Source organism: Pseudomonas sp. ESBL9 (assembly GCF_036668715.1).
Classification (GTDB): domain Bacteria; phylum Pseudomonadota; class Gammaproteobacteria; order Pseudomonadales; family Pseudomonadaceae; genus Aquipseudomonas; species Aquipseudomonas lundensis.
This window is the reverse complement of the sequence record NZ_JAZEVV010000001.1, coordinates 680,558-700,497: the sequence shown is the minus strand read 5'-3', so window position 1 is coordinate 700,497 and position 19,940 is coordinate 680,558. Positions and strand designations below refer to the sequence as shown.

21 protein-coding genes, 1 tRNA gene and 1 pseudogene are annotated in these 19,940 nt (G+C 57.3%); 15 read left to right on the top strand and 8 right to left on the bottom strand.

All coding sequences use genetic code 11. From position 1 onward, the window contains the following. Positions 1 to 35: 35 nt before the first annotated feature. Together V6F78_RS03085 and metC are read left to right on the top strand one after the other, a co-directional pair. Positions 36 to 251, top strand: a complete 216-nt coding sequence (locus tag V6F78_RS03085) for a helix-turn-helix domain-containing protein (RefSeq protein ID WP_095008815.1) — start codon at positions 36 to 38, stop codon at positions 249 to 251. A 224-nt stretch (positions 252 to 475) separates the two neighbouring features. Further along, the gene (gene metC, locus V6F78_RS03080) at positions 476 to 1,651 is read left to right on the top strand and encodes a cystathionine beta-lyase (protein WP_047293849.1); all 1,176 of its coding nucleotides are present in this window, start codon (positions 476 to 478) and stop codon (positions 1,649 to 1,651) included. 29 nt (positions 1,652 to 1,680) lie between these two features. Here the strand turns inward: metC and V6F78_RS03075 are convergent, their stop codons facing one another. Both V6F78_RS03075 and V6F78_RS03070 read right to left on the bottom strand, forming a co-directional pair. Then, the gene (locus V6F78_RS03075; RefSeq protein WP_047274512.1) at positions 1,681 to 2,142 is read right to left on the bottom strand and encodes an Lrp/AsnC family transcriptional regulator; all 462 of its coding nucleotides are present in this window, start codon (positions 2,140 to 2,142) and stop codon (positions 1,681 to 1,683) included. A 119-nt stretch (positions 2,143 to 2,261) separates the two neighbouring features. Next, complete coding sequence (locus tag V6F78_RS03070) at positions 2,262 to 2,936, bottom strand: MgtC/SapB family protein (RefSeq protein WP_332726594.1); 675 nt, start codon at positions 2,934 to 2,936, stop codon at positions 2,262 to 2,264. 177 nt (positions 2,937 to 3,113) lie between these two features. Here V6F78_RS03070 and V6F78_RS03065 point away from each other — a divergent pair, with 177 nt between their 5' ends. Next, positions 3,114 to 3,494, top strand: a complete 381-nt coding sequence (locus tag V6F78_RS03065; protein WP_047274820.1) for a RidA family protein — start codon at positions 3,114 to 3,116, stop codon at positions 3,492 to 3,494. A 283-nt stretch (positions 3,495 to 3,777) separates the two neighbouring features. After that, positions 3,778 to 5,283 carry a glycine betaine/L-proline transporter ProP gene (gene proP, locus V6F78_RS03060; RefSeq protein WP_047274506.1) on the top strand — a complete coding sequence of 502 codons (1,506 nt, stop codon included), beginning with the start codon at positions 3,778 to 3,780 and terminating at the stop codon, positions 5,281 to 5,283. Positions 5,284 to 5,340: 57 nt separating this feature from the next. Here the strand turns inward: proP and V6F78_RS03055 are convergent, their stop codons facing one another. Beyond that, entirely contained in the window at positions 5,341 to 6,054 is a 714-nt protein-coding gene (locus V6F78_RS03055) for a tRNA (adenine(22)-N(1))-methyltransferase (RefSeq protein ID WP_047293954.1), read from the bottom strand. A 155-nt stretch (positions 6,055 to 6,209) separates the two neighbouring features. Here V6F78_RS03055 and V6F78_RS03050 point away from each other — a divergent pair, with 155 nt between their 5' ends. After that, the gene (locus tag V6F78_RS03050; RefSeq protein ID WP_332726593.1) at positions 6,210 to 7,064 is read left to right on the top strand and encodes an SDR family NAD(P)-dependent oxidoreductase; all 855 of its coding nucleotides are present in this window, start codon (positions 6,210 to 6,212) and stop codon (positions 7,062 to 7,064) included. A gap of 30 nt (positions 7,065 to 7,094) precedes the next feature. Here the strand turns inward: V6F78_RS03050 and V6F78_RS03045 are convergent, their stop codons facing one another. Then, a complete protein-coding gene (locus V6F78_RS03045) occupies positions 7,095 to 7,271 on the bottom strand; it encodes a hypothetical protein (protein ID WP_169840245.1) in 177 nt (58 codons plus the stop codon). A gap of 116 nt (positions 7,272 to 7,387) precedes the next feature. Between V6F78_RS03045 and V6F78_RS03040 the strand changes: the two genes are divergently transcribed. Further along, the gene (locus V6F78_RS03040) at positions 7,388 to 7,774 is read left to right on the top strand and encodes a GFA family protein (protein ID WP_169840250.1); all 387 of its coding nucleotides are present in this window, start codon (positions 7,388 to 7,390) and stop codon (positions 7,772 to 7,774) included. 121 nt (positions 7,775 to 7,895) lie between these two features. Continuing rightward, complete coding sequence (locus V6F78_RS03035) at positions 7,896 to 8,057, top strand: DUF2986 domain-containing protein (protein ID WP_070411743.1); 162 nt, start codon at positions 7,896 to 7,898, stop codon at positions 8,055 to 8,057. Positions 8,058 to 8,398: 341 nt separating this feature from the next. On the opposite strand, the gene V6F78_RS03030 is transcribed toward V6F78_RS03035, so the two are convergent. Together V6F78_RS03030 and V6F78_RS03025 are read right to left on the bottom strand one after the other, a co-directional pair. Further along, positions 8,399 to 8,857, bottom strand: coding sequence for a hypothetical protein (locus V6F78_RS03030; protein WP_169840244.1), 459 nt, complete (start codon positions 8,855 to 8,857; stop codon positions 8,399 to 8,401). Positions 8,858 to 9,368: 511 nt separating this feature from the next. Beyond that, positions 9,369 to 9,442 (bottom strand) — tRNA-Cys (locus V6F78_RS03025). 439 nt (positions 9,443 to 9,881) lie between these two features. On the opposite strand from V6F78_RS03025, the gene V6F78_RS03020 reads away from it, so the two are divergent. Then, positions 9,882 to 10,313: a hypothetical protein gene (locus V6F78_RS03020; RefSeq protein ID WP_332726592.1), complete on the top strand. Its 432-nt coding sequence runs from the start codon at positions 9,882 to 9,884 to the stop codon at positions 10,311 to 10,313. 160 nt (positions 10,314 to 10,473) lie between these two features. Here V6F78_RS03020 and V6F78_RS03015 read toward each other — a convergent pair whose 3' ends face one another. Beyond that, the gene (locus V6F78_RS03015; protein WP_047294070.1) at positions 10,474 to 11,037 is read right to left on the bottom strand and encodes a helix-turn-helix domain-containing protein; all 564 of its coding nucleotides are present in this window, start codon (positions 11,035 to 11,037) and stop codon (positions 10,474 to 10,476) included. Positions 11,038 to 11,052: 15 nt separating this feature from the next. On the opposite strand from V6F78_RS03015, the pseudogene V6F78_RS03010 reads away from it, so the two are divergent. The 7 genes and pseudogenes from V6F78_RS03010 (at position 11,053) to V6F78_RS02980 (ending at position 18,300) form a co-directional block, all read left to right on the top strand. After that, positions 11,053 to 12,059, top strand: a pseudogene (locus V6F78_RS03010) (DMT family transporter). Between the two features lie 180 nt (positions 12,060 to 12,239). Beyond that, positions 12,240 to 15,158 (top strand): monovalent cation/H+ antiporter subunit A, encoded by a 2,919-nt coding sequence (locus V6F78_RS03005; RefSeq protein WP_332726590.1) that lies wholly within the window; start codon positions 12,240 to 12,242, stop codon positions 15,156 to 15,158. After that, the gene (locus tag V6F78_RS03000; protein ID WP_003446102.1) at positions 15,158 to 15,502 is read left to right on the top strand and encodes a Na+/H+ antiporter subunit C; all 345 of its coding nucleotides are present in this window, start codon (positions 15,158 to 15,160) and stop codon (positions 15,500 to 15,502) included. Before V6F78_RS03005 ends, V6F78_RS03000 begins: the two co-directional genes overlap by 1 nt. Beyond that, positions 15,499 to 17,184, top strand: coding sequence for a monovalent cation/H+ antiporter subunit D (locus V6F78_RS02995; RefSeq protein WP_048377169.1), 1,686 nt, complete (start codon positions 15,499 to 15,501; stop codon positions 17,182 to 17,184). Before V6F78_RS03000 ends, V6F78_RS02995 begins: the two co-directional genes overlap by 4 nt. After that, on the top strand, positions 17,181 to 17,669 hold the full coding sequence (locus V6F78_RS02990) for a Na+/H+ antiporter subunit E (protein WP_047294080.1): 489 nt from the start codon (positions 17,181 to 17,183) through the stop codon (positions 17,667 to 17,669). The genes V6F78_RS02995 and V6F78_RS02990 overlap by 4 nt, the downstream gene beginning before the upstream one ends. Continuing rightward, positions 17,666 to 17,944 carry a K+/H+ antiporter subunit F gene (locus V6F78_RS02985; protein ID WP_047273660.1) on the top strand — a complete coding sequence of 93 codons (279 nt, stop codon included), beginning with the start codon at positions 17,666 to 17,668 and terminating at the stop codon, positions 17,942 to 17,944. Before V6F78_RS02990 ends, V6F78_RS02985 begins: the two co-directional genes overlap by 4 nt. Next, a complete protein-coding gene (locus V6F78_RS02980) occupies positions 17,941 to 18,300 on the top strand; it encodes a Na+/H+ antiporter subunit G (protein ID WP_047273658.1) in 360 nt (119 codons plus the stop codon). The genes V6F78_RS02985 and V6F78_RS02980 overlap by 4 nt, the downstream gene beginning before the upstream one ends. 76 nt (positions 18,301 to 18,376) lie before the next feature. On the opposite strand, the gene V6F78_RS02975 is transcribed toward V6F78_RS02980, so the two are convergent. Beyond that, positions 18,377 to 19,867 carry a DASS family sodium-coupled anion symporter gene (locus V6F78_RS02975; RefSeq protein ID WP_047281776.1) on the bottom strand — a complete coding sequence of 497 codons (1,491 nt, stop codon included), beginning with the start codon at positions 19,865 to 19,867 and terminating at the stop codon, positions 18,377 to 18,379. Positions 19,868 to 19,940 lie beyond the last annotated feature (73 nt).

Below are 19,940 nucleotides of genomic sequence, written 5' to 3'. Positions count from 1 at the left end.
CACGTGAAAATCAGCCGTTTGTTTAAGAGGTCAAGATGCCCATAGAAATCAAACTCGATGTGATGCTGGCGACGCGCAAGGTCAAGTCCAAGGATTTGGCGCAGATCATCGGCATCACCGAACAGAACCTCTCACTGCTCAAGCAAGGCAAGGTCAAAGGTATTCGGCTCGGGACGCTGGAAGCCATTTGCTGCGCGTTGAATTGCCAGCCGGGAGGCTTGCTGCATTACCAGGCAGAGCCAACCGATTAAGACAAGCGCTCGCTCACACCTCGTAAGGGATCGCCCGTTTACTGCTCCTGCGAGCGTAAGCGGGCAATATTTCGCCTGGAAAATAATCCATCAAAATAAAATCCTTTAATCCACCAACTGATAGAAATAAAATCTAATAACCGCCCAAAAAACAGAAATAAAAGCAAAATGAAACACACTGAGCGTCCGTATCATTCCTCTACGTTCATTGAGGAGAGACGCCCATGCATGACGCCACCCACTACCTGCATTGCGGTCGAGATTCCGAAGCGTACGGCGGACTCATCAATACGCCGGTGTTTCGGGGGTCTACCGTTCTGGCCAAAGACTTCAACAGTTGGGAGGCGAGCAAGAAGGACGGTAATCCGTACGCCAACTATGGCCGTTTTGGCACACCGACCACCCGCGCCTTTGAAGATGCAATGGCCGGGCTGGAAGGCGGTCATGCCAGCCTGGTATTCCCCTCAGGCCTGGCAGCCTGCGTTCATGCCCTGTTGGCGTTTGTCAGCGCCGGTGACCATGTGCTGATCACCGACAACATTTACGGCCCGACGCGCACGTTTGTCAGCACGGTACTGACCCGTCTTGGCGTAGAGGTGGAGTTCTTCGCCCCCGCTGCCGGAGCGGGTATTGCCCGCCAACTGCGCCCCACTACCCGCGTCGTGTTTACAGAGTCGCCGGGGTCACTGACGTTTGAAGTCTGCGACCTGCCGGCCATTTGCCAGGCGGCCCATAGCGTGGGTGCCTTCGTACTGCTGGATAACACGTGGGCCTCGCCGCTGTACTTCAAGCCCTTTGAGCATGGCGTGGATGTGTCCATACAGGCGGCGACCAAATACATCGTGGGGCATTCGGACGCCTTGCTCGGCGTGGCCACCGCCAATGAACGGGCCTGGCCACTCTTGAAAGCCGGGGCGCATGATTTTGGCCAGACCGCCAGTCCTGATGATCTGTTCCTCGCGTTGCGCGGGCTGCGCACATTGCCCGTGCGCCTGCAACGCCACTGGAGCAATGGAGTCACGCTGGCGCGCAGCCTTGAACAGCACCCGCTCGTCACCCGCGTCATGCACCCCGCACTGCCCAACGATCCCGGCCATGATCTGTGGACGCGCGATTTTCTGGGGGCCAGCGGCTTGTTCGGGATAGAGGTCAACACGCAAGACCCGACGGTATTGGCGCGCCTGTTCGATAACCTCAAGCTGTTCGGGATTGGCCTGTCGTGGGGCGGTTTCGAAAGTCTTGTTGTGCCCGTCGGGCACCCGGTCCGTCAGCACACCCCCGCACCGCTGGGGTATCTGATCCGTGTGCATGCCGGGCTTGAGCATGTGGACGACCTGGTGCTGGACTTCCAGCGAGCGCTGGACATTGCCGTGCAAAAACCGTGTGTCGCTGTGGCGTAAACCGGGACTGAGCTATGGGTTTTAGGCGCTCATGGCGCGTAGCGCAGAGGCAGGCTGGTTGAATACTTGATTTGCTCCATGGAGAAACTGGAACTGATATCCGACAGTCCGGGGACCTTAATAAGCTGTTTGTAGACGGCGTCATAGGCGGCCACATCAGGCACTGCAACGCGCAACAAATAGTCCGTGTCCCCGGCCATGCGGTAAACCTCGACCACCTCTTCGATCGAAGCCACGGCAGCGCGAAAGCTGTCGAGCCATTGGGCATTGTGCTGAGTGGTTTTGATCGACACGAAAACAATCACCCCCACGTTCAGCTTTTTGCCATCCAGCAACGCGACCCGACCGCGAATGATTCCGGCCTCTTCAAGTTTTTGAATGCGCCGCCAACAGGCCGTCGTGCCAAGACCGATCTGCTCGGCGATATCTCCTACCGCACGTGTGCAATCGGTCTGCAGGATGTGCAGAATTGCCCTGTCAAGCTTGTCCATGAGAAGTCGAGGCCTTGTACGGATCAAAAGAAAACAACGGTGCGCGAAAGCCCGGCATTCTCCAGCAGCTCACCCTGCCCGCGCTACCCCGTCCTTCCCTGTCTGTCGCCGGAAAACCCTCAATGCGGCGCCAGAACTTCGCGCACACCTGTAACGCCAAGGATCTCTTTGATCATTTGGTCCGCGACCACACGGGTGACGCCCCGGAACTCGATGGTCACTGTTTCGGTGTCCTTGACCGGGCCTTGCTCAACGATGAATTGTCTGATTTTTTTGGGCCGCTCACCCAGTAGCTGCTCCAGCTGACTTAACGACAGCGTATTGGACGGCGCCACCAGCTTGACCACCTGGATTTGCACGATATCCCTGAGCACGCGTTCCATGGGCCGAATGGCGATCAGGATGATCAGAATCAAAAAGGTTGCCGCAGTGCCCAACACATACAGTCCGCCGCCCACGGCCAGGCCGATGGCAGCAACCGCCCACAAACTGGCGGCCGTGGTCAGGCCCTTGATGACCTCACCGCGCATCAGAATCGAACCGGCCCCCAGAAAGCCGATCCCCGAGACCACCTGTGCGGCAATTCGCGAAGGGTCCAGCTGCGTGCCTGGCATGGTCAGCGCCTGTTGAAATCCAAACGCCGACACAATCATCACCAAACACGCCCCCGCACACACCAACATGTGCGTACGCAGGCCTGCCGTCCAAAACAGGTGTTCGCGCTGAACGCCAATCAAACTGCCGAGAAAAGCCGCCGACAGCAGCCGTATGCACATTTCCCAATCAGAAATCATTCAGTCCCTTCCCGCAAATAACCTGTGGTGTGTTTAAACAAGCTCTGGCGAGCATAGTTAAGGATTAACAGGTGTGCCCGATCAGGTTTTTAGGAAACGCGCAGGTCTGTACACTGCACGCCTTCGCCGTGGCTGCGATCAATGCCGCCACCCTTACCCGTTCAAGCAGAGGTGTTCATGGCCCATAACGAACTGACTTTTACCCCTGATCCTGATCCTGAATCCATTTCGTCTGACGTCGCCAGCTTTGGTGGCGTAATGGTTTCGACGCAAATCCCTACACGTGCCGATGGCAGCCTCGAACTGGGCGGCATCACTGAGCAAAGCGAATGCACGTTGCAAGCGCTGAAAGTGGCCCTGGAACGTGCGGGCAGCTCTATGGACCGTGTCATGCACTTGACCATCTACCTGACCGATATGGCAGACCGTGCGGCATTCAATGAGGTGTACAAACGTTTCTTCAGCCAGCCATGGCCGGTGCGTGCTGCTGTAGGGGTCGCGTCGTTGGCCGTCGAAGGCATGCGTGTTGAAGTCACCGCCATGGCAGCCAAAGGCTAATACTGAGTCCCTGTCGGTGATGGAAGCGGCCGCTGATGCAGGCCGCTTCTGTACGCCTGAAAAACCATTCACGTTCATTTCCTTTAGCAGCCCCCTGCGCATAACGCTGATTGCAAAAGAAAATCCGCCACTCGGTGAATTTTTTCGTATCTGCATGTATCTCATCCCCAAGAGCGCGTGCCAGCAGAACGATAGCATTCGGCGCTGGCAAAACGCGTCTACCCTTCATACGACTGGGGTTTAGCGGTTTTAAAAGGATAGATCAGCTAATAAAGGGGCTTGCATGAGATCTCGTAAGAAAAAGGTCAATCCAATCGGATTGCAGGACATCACTATTGTCGATGACGCCAAGATGCGTAAAGCGATTACCGCTGCGGCACTGGGCAACGCAATGGAGTGGTTTGACTTCGGCGTGTACGGCTTTGTTGCCTATGTGCTCGGGAAGGTGTTCTTTCCCGATGTGTCTCCCAGCGTGCAAATGATCGCAGCGCTGGCCACGTTCTCGGTTCCCTTCCTGATCCGCCCCCTGGGCGGACTGTTCTTCGGTGCGCTGGGTGACAAATACGGACGACAGAAAGTCCTGGCCGCGACCATCGTCATCATGTCCCTCAGCACGTTCGCCATTGGCTTGATCCCCTCGTATGCCACGATTGGTATCTGGGCGCCGATCCTGCTGTTGCTGGCCAAGATGGCCCAAGGCTTTTCGGTGGGTGGTGAGTACACCGGCGCGTCGATTTTCGTGGCCGAGTACGCGCCTGACCGCAAGCGCGGGTTTCTCGGCAGTTGGCTGGACTTCGGCTCCATAGCCGGTTTCGTGCTGGGGGCCGGTGTGGTGGTGCTGATCTCCACACTTCTGGGCGAAGAGCAGTTTCTGGAATGGGGATGGCGCGTGCCGTTTTTCCTGGCCTTGCCGCTGGGGATGATCGGGCTGTATCTGCGGCACGCTCTGGAAGAGACACCCGCCTTCCAGCAGCACGTGGAAAAACTTGAACAAGGGGATCGCGAAGGTCTCGCACGGGGCCCCCGGGTTTCTTTCAAGGAAGTGGCCACCAAGCACTGGCGCAGTCTGATGACCTGCATCGGCGTGGTAGCAGTCACCAACGTGACCTACTACATGCTGCTCACGTACATGCCCAGTTACCTGTCGCACAACCTGCATTACAGTGAAAACCATGGGGTGCTGATCATCATTGCAATCATGGTCGGGATGCTGTTCGTTCAGCCCCTGATCGGTTTTGTCAGTGACAAGATCGGCCGCCGTCCTTTCATCATCTGCGGCAGTGTCGGTCTTTTTTTCCTCGCCGTCCCGGCGTTTTACCTGATCAACAGCGGCAAGCTGGGGCTGATCTTCGCCGGGTTATTGATGCTGGCCGTGTTGTTGAACTTCTTCATCGGTGTCATGGCCTCGACCCTGCCGGCGATGTTCCCCACGCACATCCGCTACAGCGCGCTGGCCAGTGCGTTCAACGTCTCGGTACTGATCGCGGGCCTGACGCCGACGGCGGTGGCCTGGCTGGTGGAAAGCACCAATAACTTGTACATGCCTGCCTACTACCTGATGGTGATCGCGATCGTGGGGCTGGTTACCGGGGTCACCATGAAAGAAACCGCCAACAAACCGTTGCGCGGGGCCGCACCGGCGGCTTCGGATATTGAAGAAGCCAAGGAGCTGCTTCAGGAGCACCACGACAACATCGAACATAAAATCGAAGACATCGACGCCGAAATTGCCGAGCTGGAAGCCAAACGCAAAAACCTGGTGCAGCAACATCCCCGTATCAACGACTGAAACGGGCACTGACGTAAAAATCCCGCCGGGTGTAGTGAACAACCGGCGGGATTTTTTTTAGCCTGCGCTCTGCGCCTGTGCCAGCAGGTCAGTGATCCAGCGCACCTGGCGTGCGGTGTCCTGTACTTTTTCTTCCGGGACAGTCAGACGGGCCCGGCTCAAGCTGAGCAGAGTCTTGTGCTTTTGACACAGCTGACGCTGCCATTTTGCAAGAAAAGCCGGGCTGCGTGCTTGCATGTGCAGCGGACCAAAGTACAGCTCCTGCGCGCTGTACTTCACCGTGCCGGAACGGGCAGCGACGATAATTTCGTAATCAAAACGGTTTTCCCGTAGCACTTCTTCACAGAGGATGCGGTAGCCATTTTCCATCAACCATTGGCGCAGGGGGTGTTCACCGCCATTGGGCTGCAGGATCAGGCGCTCCTCACCGCTCAAGCGCGACTTACCCTGCTCAAGGATGTCCCGGATAGTCTCCCCTCCCATCCCGCACAGGGTAATGGCAGTGATCGCGTCTTCGGGTTCAATCGCCATCAGGCCATCAGCCCTGCGCACCGTAATGGCGTCGGCCAGATCATTTGCTTGAACCGTACGCCGGGCCGCAGTGAAAGGCGTCAGCGCCACCTCACCGGCTACTGCGCCTGTGATTACGCCCCGACGCATCAGCGCCACCGGCAAATAGGCATGGTCCGACCCGATATCAGCCAACCGGGCGTTTACCGGAACATGTGCGGCGACGCGCTCCAGGCGCATGGACAATGTGTGGGGGTTCAACAGTTGTTCCTTCCAAAACCAGTGCCAGACCTGCGCGGCATTTATCAAAGGGCGCCATCATGCATACACAGTCGCGCCGGGTAAAGCATCGGAGACGGGGTGGATCCGCCCCATCCGCATTGTTAAGGTGCAGGCGTCATCAAGAGGATGTGTTTATGGACTTCACAGGGAAAACCGCAATTGTCACAGGTGCCGGCCGTGGTTTGGGCTGGGTCTATGCCCGGGAACTGGCGAAATTGGGCGCAAATGTCGTGATCAGTGATATCGGCGCCGACAATGTGGGTGACGGGGCTGACGCCAGCATCGCACGAGAGGCAGCTCAAGCCCTTCAAGCTGAGGGATATCACGTGATCGGTGATTCCAGTGACCTCTCCAGCGAGCAAGGTTGCCGAGGCTTGATTGACGCCGCTGTCGACGCGTTTGGGCAACTGGATATCGTGATTCACAACGCCGGTTGGGTGGGTTACCAACCCATTGAACAGGCCGATGCGGCATTCATTGCCCGCGCACTGGACATCAACCTCTATACGCCGGTCTGGCTCTGTAAATACGCCTGGCCTCACCTCAAACACTCATCGGCTGCACGTATAGTGCTGACAACGTCGGACCGCGCCATGTATCAGTGCTATGCGCAGACCGGTCTGGTGGCGTACGCCGCAGGCAAAATGGCGCAATTGGGCATCATGAATGCCCTGAGCATGGAAGGCGCACCGGACGGCATTTTGGTCAACGCGGTATCGCTCGTGGCCAAAACCAGAATGTGGGGTGTGACCCAAACACCGGAAAACCTGAAACCCGAGTGGGTGGCACCCGGCGTGGTTTACCTCGCGTCGCCAGCGTGTCAGGACACGGGTTACATCCTGCGGGCCAGTAATGGCCAGTTCACCGCCACCCGATTCGCTGAGAACCCTGGCGTTGATTACCCTGTGGATTTGGCGCGGGTCAAAGCCGCCAATGCAGAACAGGTGGCAGCGCTGTGGGGGCAGATCAAAGAAGCGGGCGCATCATAAAGACGTCTGGCACTCCACAATCAAGCCCACTCACGGATTACGCCGCTTCCAGCCCGTCAGCATGAACGTGACACCCGGGATCAACAGTCCGGGTGCCATGTAGAGAAATGTACGCTCGGTCAGCAGCCCATTAAGGGCAAACGTGCCGCCGCAGATGACCAAGGCGAACCCCACCAGAAAGAGCGGGTTGCGAAAAGCTTTATCCATGGGTTCAGGTCCTGTGATGAAAATGGCGGCACATGATAAAACCTGCGCAGCCGTAAGGGCCAGTCGACTCTCACGACGCAGGTCGTTAAGCTGGCGTTTTTTGAGGCCCTATGCACGTGAACAAGGTCTATCTGGGTAGCTGCCTGTGTGGTTGCGTCCGCTACGAGCTGCTGAGCGAACCTAAAGCAGTCAGTCACTGCTATTGCAGCCAATGCCGCAAGGGCCATGGCGCAGCGTTTGCGTCCTATGGCAGCGTGCCGCGCAGCGCCTTCAGCTTGCTCAGCGGCGCCGAAGACCTCAAGGCCTACCGGTCATCAGAATCGGTAAGCCGGGAGTTTTGCATGCAGTGCGGATCGACGTTGTTCTGGTCGTGCTCCCAAGGGGATCGCGCCGGGTGGATTAGCGTGGCATTAGGCACACTGGACACACCTTTCAAGCCCGGCAAACAGAAGCATATTTACACCAGCGACACAGCAACCTGGTTCGAGATCCCTCACGCGTAACGGCCAAACCATGGCAGCAAGGCTCGCCTCTGCTTGGGCAGTGGGTACATCCATCCTGTAGAGGGAAGTACCTGAGCCTTTAAGACTGACTTATTCAACACTGACACACTGAGCAAAACCTATGAATCGTCGTAAAAAAATCAACCAAATCTTGAAAGCTAACGCCAAAAAAGCCAGCGCCAAACTGGCTCCCAAAAATAAGCCTAAATACATCTGCAAAGCGGATCGCTTGAAAATGGCCGCTGAATCCAGCAGTGACTTGACCGCCGCTGCTCCAGAGTGAACAAGGCCCACTCAAGAGAAAAAAACGAAGCTCGCCAAACGACTTCCGCTCTTTGCCGCTGCAAGTCGGGCTTTTAGGTAGAAGGTTGTGGGCAGTGAAACACAGCGTGGCTGGCAGCGTCTGATGACAAATGGGCTCTAAAGCCAGCCAATTCAGGCTTCGGGTACTGCCAGTCGCGATGATCCTTACAACCTGCACGCCATGCGCGTTGATCTGAATGATCTATAAACCTGGTCTGGATAATTGCGGCGCGCCCGGTAAGAGCACTTCATCAGGCTCATGCAGAGGTTGGATTCAGAACGTGGTAACCCACCCAGCCATCTTGGCCGCCTTAACGAAGTTCAAGGCCGCAAGGCTGCGACCTCTTTGCCAGCGCTATCGTCCCATTCCAGCACTTTGATTCGTTGATCCAGAAAGTGCTTCCAATGGGCGGTCGGGGTCATGTCGTCCAACTCAACCCACTCCTCCAGGCCTTGTCTGAGCCATCCGTCAAAACTGTCTGCGTACACAAACGGGTTTTTGATGGAAATGGGGCCCAGATCAACGTACATCAGACGCATGTTCAGGGGCGTTCCATCCATGTACCTGACACCTGCGTATTGGCAAGTCACGTCTTCGATCGGTGGAGCCCCCACGTTATTGCCCACCTTGAACGCAAGCTTGACTGCAGGGTAAACAAAGGTCGCCATGCCCCGCTGAACCAAGGTTTTGTAGCGAGACTTGACCTCAAATGCATCCGTGTCCGTCTTGGGCAACGTATCGAAGCCCTCCGGGAAGATCCTCGCGCTGAGTAACCTCATGTCTAAAGGTGCGCGCACCAGATTCAGAACCGCTGCTTCGCAATTCTCCAGAACCCCGAAAGCCAACCGGGGATTGCTGCCAAAACGGTAATAGCTAAACAATGCGACCAACAGGCCAAGGCCCGCTACGACGACACATGCACTCAACGTTTTTATATAGATAGGCCGCACGTTCATGCTCTCAAAGGAAAGCGCTGAACTTAGCACCTACCTTTTTTGCTGTATGCCAGCCGGTTCTGTCAGATGGTTCTTCAGTGAAACCTCGCCTACTTCCTGTTCGTCTGCGTCGATCCGTCCGCCAGCCCAGACAGGCAGTAGATCCAGTGCGCGGACTTTGGCACACACCCGGAATTTCCAGAAAACAGCTGCGAGTGCATCGCGCTGCATCGATGCAACTGCAGGGACTCATTCAAACCAACATGCGGAACACCTGCCAAAAATGCGGAACTCATTACCTCTTTCTTGCAAGCATAAAAAACCCCGCAGACCGTGCTCTGCGGGGTTTTCAATATGGAGGCCGAGGCCGGAATCGAACCGGCGTGGGCGGATTTGCAATCCGCTGCATAACCATTTTGCTACTCGGCCATTTGTACATGACATTTAAAACGTCAGGTACAAAATAAATCGTAATGCTGTAAACCTATGATTCTTCAGCTGTTAAGGCTGTGTGCCGTGCTGATGGCGCGCATTATGTACTAGAAGAAAGAAGCTGGCAACCCCCTGAATTCTAATAATTTTTAGCTCCTCAATCCGGTGCTGTTTCTACCTGAAGCTACGCCGCCGGGGATAGAGAGCAGGTAGTAAATCCCCGCATCTACGATCACACATCCGAGACCTGCACTTTCATACATCTATTCACCTGTCGCCATGAGGGTGCTGTTACAGGGCACGGCACAAATCCTACCCAATAGAGTCACGACTGCCCTCAACCTAGCAGGATTTGCCCGACTTTATTGCAAGAGCCTCTCACGTAAAGTCTCGCCGCCGTTAACGAACGGACCGACACCTTTACTGGAGCTTTACGATGAAAAAAATATGGATGCCCGTGGCTATTGCCGCAGCAGTTTTGGCCACTAGCGGTTGCATGAGCCATAACGTGAGCCAGCCCAACGCTCCTATTGCCGGTACTGTTACAGCTGACCTGAAAGCGAAAATTGAAGTGGGTGCCGAAATTACAGGCCAATCCACATCGAACGTTCTGTTCGGCGTGTTGAAAATCAGTGGTGACAGCGAATTCGCCGATGGCGTCACTTACGGCGGCCAGGCGCCTGCATTTAGCCTGCCTGATCCTGTTTCTGCGACAAAAGCCGCTGCCGCTTACAAAGCAGTTAAAAGCTCAGGCTCTGATCTGATTGTTGCACCACGCTATGCGGTGTCAGTTGAAGACTATTTCATTTTCAAAAAAGTGAATGTCACTGTGACTGGCAACAAAGGCAGTATCAAGAACATCCGCTAAACCGAAATGTTCCAGGCAGCATCAAGTGGGCAGTAGCTCGGGCTGACCCCCATTCAGCACATACTCGGCTGTGACAGCACAACCTAATGAACTGGCACTGCTGCGAGCAACTGCCTATCAAGCCGCCTGGTTCGGCGGGACGTAAGTCCCGCCACCTGCCTCAAATCACAACATTTCGTATAAAACGCAGAACAGCATCGCCTGCATTTCGGTAGGTATGCGGCCTGTTACTGGCATAGGTATAAAAATCACTGGCATTAAAGTACAGCTCCTGGTCATCCAGCACCAAGGTCAAGCAGCCCTCAATAATGTACAACTGCTCGCTCCACCCTTCTGCATCAGCCTCTGATACGTATTCCTCTCCCGGCTCCAAACGCCACTCCCACAATTCGACCTCTTTTGTAGCGGCAGCCTTGGCCAGTAGCACGGCCTTGCTACCCGCAACGGAGCCGCTCCAGGCCACTTCATTAATACGTCCGGGATCCGGGGATCCGGGGGCCTGAATCAAGTCACTGAAGGCGGCATTCAGGGCTTCGGCTACCCGATCAAGCGTGCTCAGGCTGACATTTTTTTCCCCTGCCTCTATCGCAACCAGCATGCGGCGACTGACTCCGGACGACTCCGCCAGCGCGCTTTGACTGAGCTGTGCGAGCAGCCGCAGCCGTCGTACGTTTTGACTGACGTGCTGAAGAACCGATGCACGCTGGGAAATTTCTTTGGGCACTATATTGCTCACTGTGTGGGACTGCGCAGTATACTGCTCAGCTTTGGCGCATTGTGCGTCTCACCTTTGTAACGCGCAAGGTCGTGACACCATTGAAAGCTTCCAGACTGTCATCTTTGACATCCCGCATCAGTAAAGCCGAATGCGTGCTGATCCTGATCACTATCGTGTGGGGGGGCACATTTCTGCTTGTACAACATGCTCTCACTGCTAGCGGACCACTGTTTTTTGTCGGTTTGCGATTTGCCGCCGCCGCCAGCATCGTTGCGTTGTTCTCAATCCGCAGCTTGCGCGGCATGACCTTGCTTGAACTGAAAGCCGGATTATTCATTGGCATTGCCATCATGCTGGGCTACGGTTTGCAAACCATTGGTTTGCAGACTATCCCCAGCAGTCAGTCGGCCTTTATTACTGCACTCTATGTTCCTTTTGTTCCATTGCTGCAATGGTTGGTGCTGGGTCGCCGCCCTGGATTAATGCCCAGTCTGGGCATCATGTTGGCTTTTACGGGATTGATGTTGCTCTCAGGCCCCAGCGGAGCGTCGTTAAATTTCAGCGCCGGTGAAATAGCGACATTGATGAGTGCCATCGCCATTGCTGCCGAAATCATCCTGATTAGCGCCTATGCCGGTCAAGTAGACGTGCGCAGAGTGACCGTAGTGCAGTTGGCAACTGCTTGCGTGCTTGCCTTCGCGATGACTGTACCTACCCATGAAGCAGCCCCCGAATTTTCATGGCTGCTCTTAATAAGCGCAGTCGGATTGGGTATGGCCAGCGCAGTCATTCAGGTCGCCATGAACTGGGCGCAGAAAAGCGTATCCCCTACCCGTGCCACGTTGATTTATGCGGGAGAACCCGTCTGGGCCGGTATCGCCGGGCGTCTGGCGGGCGAACGTTTACCCGGCATTGCACTGCTGGGGGCTGCATTGATTGTTGCAGCGGTGATCGTGAGTGAGTTAAAAACAAAAGGTAAAACCATCGAAATGCCCGATGAGAACCAAAGCAATAAAGCATGCGATTGATTCTGCAGCGCTGAAATCAGATGCACACACCCCTGTCCGGGCGTGCTCATACAAGGATGCTGACGGGCAAGCCATTAAACAGCTTGTACACATTTTGTAGGATTCGGCGGCAGCTTGACTGTTGGTGATCCCCAGCCCGCCACGTATGATCGCTCACAAACTCCTGCAGATTAGAAGCCTATGTCCCTGATAGTTCTACTGCTTCTGCCCTTTATCGGCAGCTGTCTGGCGGCTGTTTTGCCGCACAACGCGCGCAACAGTGAATCACTGTTGGCCGGCCTTATTGCACTCGTAGGCACCATTCAAGTCGCTATGTTCTATCCGCAAATCGCCCATGGAGGTGTGATTCGGGAAGAGTTCATGTGGCTGCCCAGCCTCGGCCTGAATTTTGTATTGCGCATGGATGGGTTTGCCTGGCTGTTTTCAATCCTGGTGCTGGGCATCGGTACGCTTGTGTCGTTGTACGCCCGCTACTACATGTCACCTGAAGACCCCGTCCCCCGCTTTTTCTCGTTTTTCCTGGCCTTCATGGGGGCAATGCTCGGCCTGGTGCTGTCAGGCAACTTGATCCAGATCGTATTTTTCTGGGAGCTCACCAGTCTCTTCTCATTTTTGCTGATTGGGTACTGGCACCACCGCTCGGATGCACGCCGTGGCGCTTATATGGCATTGATGGTCACAGGCGCGGGAGGGCTGTGCCTGCTGGCAGGGGTCATGCTGCTCGGCCATGTTGTCGGCAGCTACGATCTGGATGCCGTATTGGCGGCGGGCGACCAGATTCGCGCCCACAGCCTCTATCCGATCTTGCTCACTCTCATCCTGATTGGCGCGCTCAGCAAAAGCGCACAATTCCCGTTCCATTTCTGGCTTCCCCACGCGATGGCGGCTCCCACGCCGGTGTCGGCGTATTTGCACTCAGCGACCATGGTCAAGGCCGGTGTGTTCTTGCTGGCAAGGCTATGGCCTGCGTTGTCCGGCAGTGAGCAATGGTTCTGGATCGTCAGTGGGGCCGGTGCCTGCACGCTGGTATTAGGTGCTTATTGCGCCATGTTCCAGAACGACCTCAAAGGCCTGCTGGCCTACTCCACGATCAGCCACCTGGGCCTGATTACACTGCTACTGGGCCTCAATAGCCCGCTGGCTGCGGTCGCGGCCGTGTTTCATATTCTCAACCATGCCACCTTCAAAGCTTCCTTGTTCATGGCAGCCGGCATCATCGACCACGAGAGCGGCACCCGCGACATACGCAAGCTCAGCGGCCTGTTCAAGCTCATGCCTTACACCGCGACGCTGGCCATGGTTGCCAGCGCTTCCATGGCCGGTGTACCTCTGCTCAACGGCTTCCTGTCCAAAGAGATGTTCTTCGCAGAAACCGTGTTCATCAATTCCACAAAATGGGTAGAAATCGCACTGCCGGTGATTGCCACCGTCGCCGGGACTTTCAGTGTGGCTTATGCCCTGCGCTTCACGGTGGATGTGTTCTTCGGACCACCCGCCACTGATCTCCCGCACACGCCCCATGAGCCCCCGCGCTGGATGCGTGCGCCCGTTGAATTACTGGTGTTTACCTGCTTGATGGTCGGTATTTTCCCGGCCCATACCGTTGGACCGCTCCTCGCTGCCGCTGCCCAGCCAGTCGTCGGTGGCCAATTGCCTGAATACAGCCTGGCCATCTGGCATGGCCTCAACGCACCGATGATCATGAGCCTGATCGCCATGTCGGGCGGTATCGTGCTCTATGTCCTGTTGCGCAAACAGCTCAAGCTCAATCGTTTCCCACTACCGCCCCTGATCCGCTTCTTCAATGGCAAGCGCTTCTTCGAGCGCAGCGTGGTGGTCATCATGCGAGGCGCGCGACGCATTGAGCGCCGTGTCAGCACTCAACGCCTGCAAAGCCAGCTGTTTCTGCTGGTGCTGGCGGCTGTGGTGGCAGGTTTGATTCCCATGATTTACAGCGGCCTGAGCTGGGGGGATCGTCCTAAAATCCCGGGTTCGATCGTGTTTGTCACCCTGTGGCTGATGGCAATTGCCTGCGCCCTCGGCGCCGCCTGGCAAGCCAAGTATCACCGTCTCGCCGCACTGACCATGGTCAGCGTGTGCGGGCTGATGACCTGTGTCACATTCGTCTGGTTCTCGGCACCGGACCTGGCGCTGACGCAACTGGTGGTTGAGGTGGTGACCACAGTCTTGATTCTGCTCGGCCTGCGGTGGCTGCCACGTCGGATCGAAGAAGTCTCCCCGTTGCCAAGAATATTGCGCAAGGCGCGCATCAGGCGCCTGCGTGACTTGCTCTTGTCGACGGTCGTTGGCGGCGGCATGGCATTGCTGTCCTACGCGATGCTGACCCGTCAGACCCCGAATGATATTTCTTCGTTCTACCTCAGCCGCGCACTGCCTGAAGGCGGCGGTAGCAATGTGGTGAATGTGATGCTGGTGGACTTCCGGGGCTTCGATACGCTGGGAGAGATCACCGTGCTGGCGGCCGTGGCTCTCACCGTTTTCGCCCTGTTGCGCCGCTTCCGTCCCCCCAAAGAAAGCATGGAGCTACCCGCCCAGCAGCGTTTGCTGGCCAAGGATGTGGTCACCGATCTGGTCAACCCGCGCAGCGCCAGCGACACCGCGCTGGGTTTCATGATGGTGCCCGCGGTCCTGGTGCGTTTGTTGCTGCCGATTGCGTTCGTGGTGTCGATGTACCTGTTCATGCGCGGCCATAACCAGCCAGGCGGCGGTTTCGTCGCCGGGCTGGTGATGTCAGTCGCGTTCATCCTGCAATACATGGTTGCCGGCACCCAGTGGGTGGAAGCTCAGATGAGCCTGCGTCCGTTGCGCTGGATGGGCACGGGCTTGTTGTTTGCCACGATCACCGGCCTGGGTGCGATCGGCTTCGGTTACCCGTTCCTCACCACCCACACCGCGCATTTCAACTTGCCGCTACTGGGCGATATCCACGTCGCCAGCGCCCTGTTTTTTGACATCGGCGTATTTGCCGTGGTGGTCGGCGCCACCCTGCTGATCCTGACCGCTCTCGCGCACCAGTCAGTCCGGGCCCACCGCCCGAGCCTGCAAGCCCATGCACAACCCAAGACAGGAGCCGCCTGATGGAAGAAGTCATCGCGATCGCGATCGGCGTATTGGCCGCCTCCGGCACCTGGCTGGTACTGCGCCCCCGGACGTTTCAGGTCGTCATGGGACTGTGCCTGCTGTCCTACGGGGTCAACCTGTTCATTTTCAGTATGGGCAGCCTGTTCATCGGCAAGGAGCCGGTGATCAAGGACGGGGTTCCGCAAGACCTGCTCAACTACACCGACCCGCTGCCCCAGGCACTGGTGCTCACTGCAATCGTTATCAGTTTTGCCATGACCGCGCTGTTCCTGGTGGTCTTGCTGGCCTCACGGGGCCTGACCGGCACCGACCACGTGGATGGCCGGGAGCCTAAAGAATGAACCTGATGCCGCATTTGATTATTGCGCCCATTCTCTTGCCGCTGCTGACTGCCGCGTGCATGTTGCTGCTGGGCGAGAAACACCGGCCAATGAAGGCCCGCATCAACTTGAGCTCAACGCTGCTGGGGCTTGCCATTTCCATCACCCTGTTGCTTTGGACACAGCAACAAACCGAACCCGCCTCCATTGGTGTGTACCTGCCCAGCAACTGGCAGGTGCCGTTTGGCATCGTGCTGGTCGTCGATCGCCTGTCAGCCTTGATGCTGGTGCTCACCGGGATCATCGCCAGCTGCGCCTTGCTGTTCGCCATGGCTCGCTGGGATCGGGCCGGTGCCAGTTTCCATGCACTGTTTCAGATTCAGTTGATGGGGTTGTACGGCGCGTTTCTGACAGCCGATCTGTTCAATCTGTTTGTGTTCTTCGAAGTGCTGCTGGCAGCGTCCTACGGGCTAATGCTCCACGGTTCGGGCAAAGCCCGGGTGTCAGCAGGGTTGCATTACATCTCGATCAACCTGCTGGCATCGTCCCTGTTCCTGATCGGCGCCGCGCTGATCTACGGGGTCACCGGCACGTTGAACATGGCTGATCTGGCCCTGAAGATCCCGCTGGTACCTGAAGCCGACCGCGGTTTGCTGCACGCGGGTGCGGCCATTCTGGCCGTGGCGTTTTTGGCCAAGGCCGGGATGTGGCCGCTCAATTTCTGGCTGGTGCCGGCCTACTCTTCGGCAAGCGCACCGGTGGCTGCGTTGTTCGCGATCATGACCAAGGTCGGGATCTACACCGTGCTGCGCCTGTGGACGCTGATGTTTTCCGGCCAAGCGGGCGCTTCCGCCTACTTTGCCAGCGACTGGCTGATCTATGGCGGCATGGCCACGATCGTCTGTGCTGCGATCGCAATCGTGGCGGCTCAACGACTCGAACGCATGGCCAGCCTGAGCATTCTGGTGTCGGCAGGCATCTTGCTTTCGGCTGTCGGGTTCGCCCAACCCAACCTCACCGCAGCCGCCCTGTTCTATCTGATTAGCTCAACGCTCGCCCTCAGTGCGCTGTTCCTGCTGGCCGAGTTGATCGAGCGCTCTCGCTCCTCCAATGAAATGCTCCTTGAGGATGATGTTGAGCAGCTCCCCAGCTTGATGGAGTCGCTCAACCCGCCCCGTGGCACCAACCTGGATGACGAACAAAAGGCCGTGGTGGGCCAGATCATTCCCTGGACCATGGCGTTCCTTGGCCTGAGCTTTATCGCCTGCGCCTTGCTGATCATCGGCATGCCGCCACTCTCAGGGTTTATCGGCAAGTTGACCCTGCTCAATGCCCTGCTCAACCCCGTGGGGCTGGGCCACCTCAGCGAAGCTACGGTTTCCACAGCGGCCTGGTGCCTGTTGGCCCTGCTGATTCTTTCCGGTCTGGCTTCGCTGATCGGCTTCTCGCGACTGGGTATTCAGCGCTTCTGGACGCCACTGGAACGCCCCTCTCCGCTGCTGCGCCGTTATGAGTGCATTCCCATTGTTGTATTGCTCGGGCTCTGCGTTGTCATGACCTTCAAGGCTGAGCCCGTGATGCGTTACACCCAGGCGGCCGCTGATACGTTGAACAACCCGGAACGCTATGTCATGGCGGTCATGGGCTCACGCCCGGTGCCCAGTCCTGAAGCGAAAGCCGCCATGCAGAAGGTGCAGCCATGAAACGTCTGTTTCCCGCGCCGTGGTTATCACTGGCCTTGTGGGCATTGTGGTTGCTGCTCAACCTGTCACTGAGCGCGGGGAACCTGTTGCTAGGGGCCGCGCTAGGTTTTTTGGGGCCGCTGATGATGGCACCGTTAAGACCGTTGCCCATCCGCATTCGTCGTCCGGGCGTGATCATCACACTGTTTTTCCTGGTCGGGCGTGACGTCATTCTTTCGAATCTGGCCGTGGCCTGGGGCGTGCTCAACGCCGGGCGCCGACCGCCACGCTCACGGTTCATCAAAATCCCGCTGGATCTGCGCGACGCCAACGGGCTGGCGGCCCTGTCGATGATTACCACCGTAGTGCCCGGCACCATTTGGTCCGAACTGGCACTGGACCGCAGCATTTTGCTCTTGCACGTGTTCGATCTGGACGACGAAGCGCAGTTCATCCAGCACTTCAAGTCCACCTATGAACGCCCACTGATGGAGATCTTTGAATGAGTGCACTGCTCTCCAACGCCATTTTGCTGAGCCTGTTCATCTTCAGCCTGGCCATGGTGCTGACCCTGATCCGTCTGTTCAAAGGCCCTTCTGCACAAGACCGGGTACTGGCGCTGGATTATCTGTACATCGTGGCCATGCTGATGATGTTGGTACTGGGCATTCGGTATGCCAGTGATACCTATTTTGAAGGCGCGCTGCTGATTGCCCTGTTTGGCTTTGTCGGGTCGTTTGCGCTGGCCAAATTCCTGTTGCGCGGTGAGGTGATCGAATGAATTCCATCAGCGAGCTATCCCTGTGGATCGAGGTTCCAGTGGCGGTGCTGCTGGTGCTAAGCAGCCTGTTCGCCTTGTGTGGGGCAATCGGCCTGTTGCGGCTCAAAGACTTTTTCCAGCGCATGCACCCGCCTGCACTGGCCTCCACCCTCGGCGCCTGGGGCGTGGCATTGGCCTCGATCCTGTATTTTTCGGCGCTTAAATCCACCCCTGTTTTACACGCCTGGCTGATACCGATCTTGCTGTCCATCACTGTACCCGTGACCACCTTGCTGCTGGCGCGCACGTCATTGTTCCGCAAGCGCATGGCGGGTGAAGACGTTCCGGCAGAAGTCAGCAGTAAAGGCGGCAGTTGACGCAATCCCCCACCGGCTGACTGCTCCGACGGTCAGCCCGCCGGTAGCTGCCTCGCGTTATCCTCCGGCGCCGGGTCTACATCAGGCCCAACCACTTCCAGTACGTTGCGCCGAAGCCCAACATCAAGACATACCCCACCGCGGTGACAATCAGTCCGACTTTGGCGAACTGCTTGGCGGTGAAGGTCTGCGTGCCCAGACACACCATGTTTTGCGGCGCATTGATCGGCAGAATGAAACCGTAACTGACCACAAAACCCAGCAACATGGTCATGCCCAAACGGTTGAACTCACCGGGCAAGGTTTGCAGCACGGCAATCAGGATCGGCAGTAATGCCGAGGTCAATGCCGTGGCACTGGCGAACCCCAGGTGAATCAAAATCAGGAACGCCCCCAGAATCGCAAAAATCCCCAGCGGCCCGAGCTGATCCAGCCCGGTATGCTGCACCACCTGCCCCCCCAGCCATTGACCGGCCTGAGTGGTGAGCAACGCCGTCCCCAAACTGATGCCGACCCCGAAGACAATCACCGTGCCCCACGGGATGCGCGACTGCACATCCTTCCAGGTCATCACCCCATAGCGCGGCAACAGCAGAAAGACCAATCCGGCGTAGGTGGTCGAGGTGGTGTCAAAACTGTGCAGCTTGCCCTCGGTGGCCCACGCCAGCAGCAAGGCGACAGAGACGGCCATCAGACGTTTCTGCGGCGCGGTCATCGGCCCCAACGCAATCAGCGACTGCTCCACAGCTTCCTTGCCACCCGGAATGCTGTCGCTTTCTGGCGGCAACATCTTGAGCACCACAAACAGCAACACCGCCGACATGATGATCGCCCAAGGCGCACCGGCAATCAGCCAGTCGATCCAACTCACCCGTGCGCCCAGCATTTTGTCCATGAACCCGACCGTCAGCAGGTTTTGCGCCGCCGCCGTTTGAATGCCCACGTTCCAGATGCTGGTGCCCTGCGCCACCACGATCATGATCCCGGCCGCAATGTTGGAGCGCTTATCGACACCAAACGCCAGAATCACCCCCATCATGATCGGCACCACACACGCGCTGCGCGCCGTGGCGCTGGGCACTACCAGGCTCAGCAAAATGGTCACGGCAATCGCCCCGAGCAAAATTCGCCGGGTACTGGTGCCTATTTTTGACAGGGTTACCAACGCAATGCGCCGGTCCAGCCCGGTGTGGGTCATCGCCGCGGCAATAAATAACGCCCCGGCCACCAGGGCCAGGGCGGCATTGGAAAACCCGGTCAGGGCCATGGTGATCCCGGCCGATGTCCCGTAGAGGCGCGACGGGTCGTCCAGCATCGGCGCCATACCGATCAAAAAAGCCATCAGCGACGTGATCATGATGGCGCTGGCTTCGTACGACACCGCCTCGGTAATCCAGACCACCACCGCGAAGGCCAGGATGGCCAGCATGCGGTGCCCGGCGACCGGCAGGTCAGGCGGTAATGGCAACAGCAAAATCCCGACCATGACCAGGACAGCAATCACCAGACCCAAGGGCAGTTTCAATTTTGCCGGGGTCGGCTCCGGGGTGGTTGCAGGCGCATTCATGGCCATCTCCTTATGCATAAAATCGCCTGCAGCATAGGTCAGGAATGCAAATCAGGCGTTGATGCCTGTCAGC

What these genes read in the sequence shown, in the direction of transcription:
- V6F78_RS03085 (WP_095008815.1), top strand. Translation starts at nt 36, where the DNA reads ATGCCCATAGAAATCAAACTCGATGTGATGCTGGCGACGCGCAAGGTC.
- metC (WP_047293849.1), top strand. Translation starts at nt 476, where the DNA reads ATGCATGACGCCACCCACTACCTGCATTGCGGTCGAGATTCCGAAGCG.
- V6F78_RS03075 (WP_047274512.1), bottom strand. Translation starts at nt 2,142, where the DNA reads ATGGACAAGCTTGACAGGGCAATTCTGCACATCCTGCAGACCGATTGC.
- V6F78_RS03070 (WP_332726594.1), bottom strand. Translation starts at nt 2,936, where the DNA reads ATGATTTCTGATTGGGAAATGTGCATACGGCTGCTGTCGGCGGCTTTT.
- V6F78_RS03065 (WP_047274820.1), top strand. Translation starts at nt 3,114, where the DNA reads ATGGCCCATAACGAACTGACTTTTACCCCTGATCCTGATCCTGAATCC.
- proP (WP_047274506.1), top strand. Translation starts at nt 3,778, where the DNA reads ATGAGATCTCGTAAGAAAAAGGTCAATCCAATCGGATTGCAGGACATC.
- V6F78_RS03050 (WP_332726593.1), top strand. Translation starts at nt 6,210, where the DNA reads ATGGACTTCACAGGGAAAACCGCAATTGTCACAGGTGCCGGCCGTGGT.
- V6F78_RS03045 (WP_169840245.1), bottom strand. Translation starts at nt 7,271, where the DNA reads ATGGATAAAGCTTTTCGCAACCCGCTCTTTCTGGTGGGGTTCGCCTTG.
- V6F78_RS03035 (WP_070411743.1), top strand. Translation starts at nt 7,896, where the DNA reads ATGAATCGTCGTAAAAAAATCAACCAAATCTTGAAAGCTAACGCCAAA.
- V6F78_RS03030 (WP_169840244.1), bottom strand. Translation starts at nt 8,857, where the DNA reads ATGAGGTTACTCAGCGCGAGGATCTTCCCGGAGGGCTTCGATACGTTG.
- V6F78_RS03020 (WP_332726592.1), top strand. Translation starts at nt 9,882, where the DNA reads ATGAAAAAAATATGGATGCCCGTGGCTATTGCCGCAGCAGTTTTGGCC.
- V6F78_RS03005 (WP_332726590.1), top strand. Translation starts at nt 12,240, where the DNA reads ATGTCCCTGATAGTTCTACTGCTTCTGCCCTTTATCGGCAGCTGTCTG.
- V6F78_RS03000 (WP_003446102.1), top strand. Translation starts at nt 15,158, where the DNA reads ATGGAAGAAGTCATCGCGATCGCGATCGGCGTATTGGCCGCCTCCGGC.
- V6F78_RS02995 (WP_048377169.1), top strand. Translation starts at nt 15,499, where the DNA reads ATGAACCTGATGCCGCATTTGATTATTGCGCCCATTCTCTTGCCGCTG.
- V6F78_RS02990 (WP_047294080.1), top strand. Translation starts at nt 17,181, where the DNA reads ATGAAACGTCTGTTTCCCGCGCCGTGGTTATCACTGGCCTTGTGGGCA.
- V6F78_RS02985 (WP_047273660.1), top strand. Translation starts at nt 17,666, where the DNA reads ATGAGTGCACTGCTCTCCAACGCCATTTTGCTGAGCCTGTTCATCTTC.
- V6F78_RS02980 (WP_047273658.1), top strand. Translation starts at nt 17,941, where the DNA reads ATGAATTCCATCAGCGAGCTATCCCTGTGGATCGAGGTTCCAGTGGCG.
- V6F78_RS02975 (WP_047281776.1), bottom strand. Translation starts at nt 19,867, where the DNA reads ATGAATGCGCCTGCAACCACCCCGGAGCCGACCCCGGCAAAATTGAAA.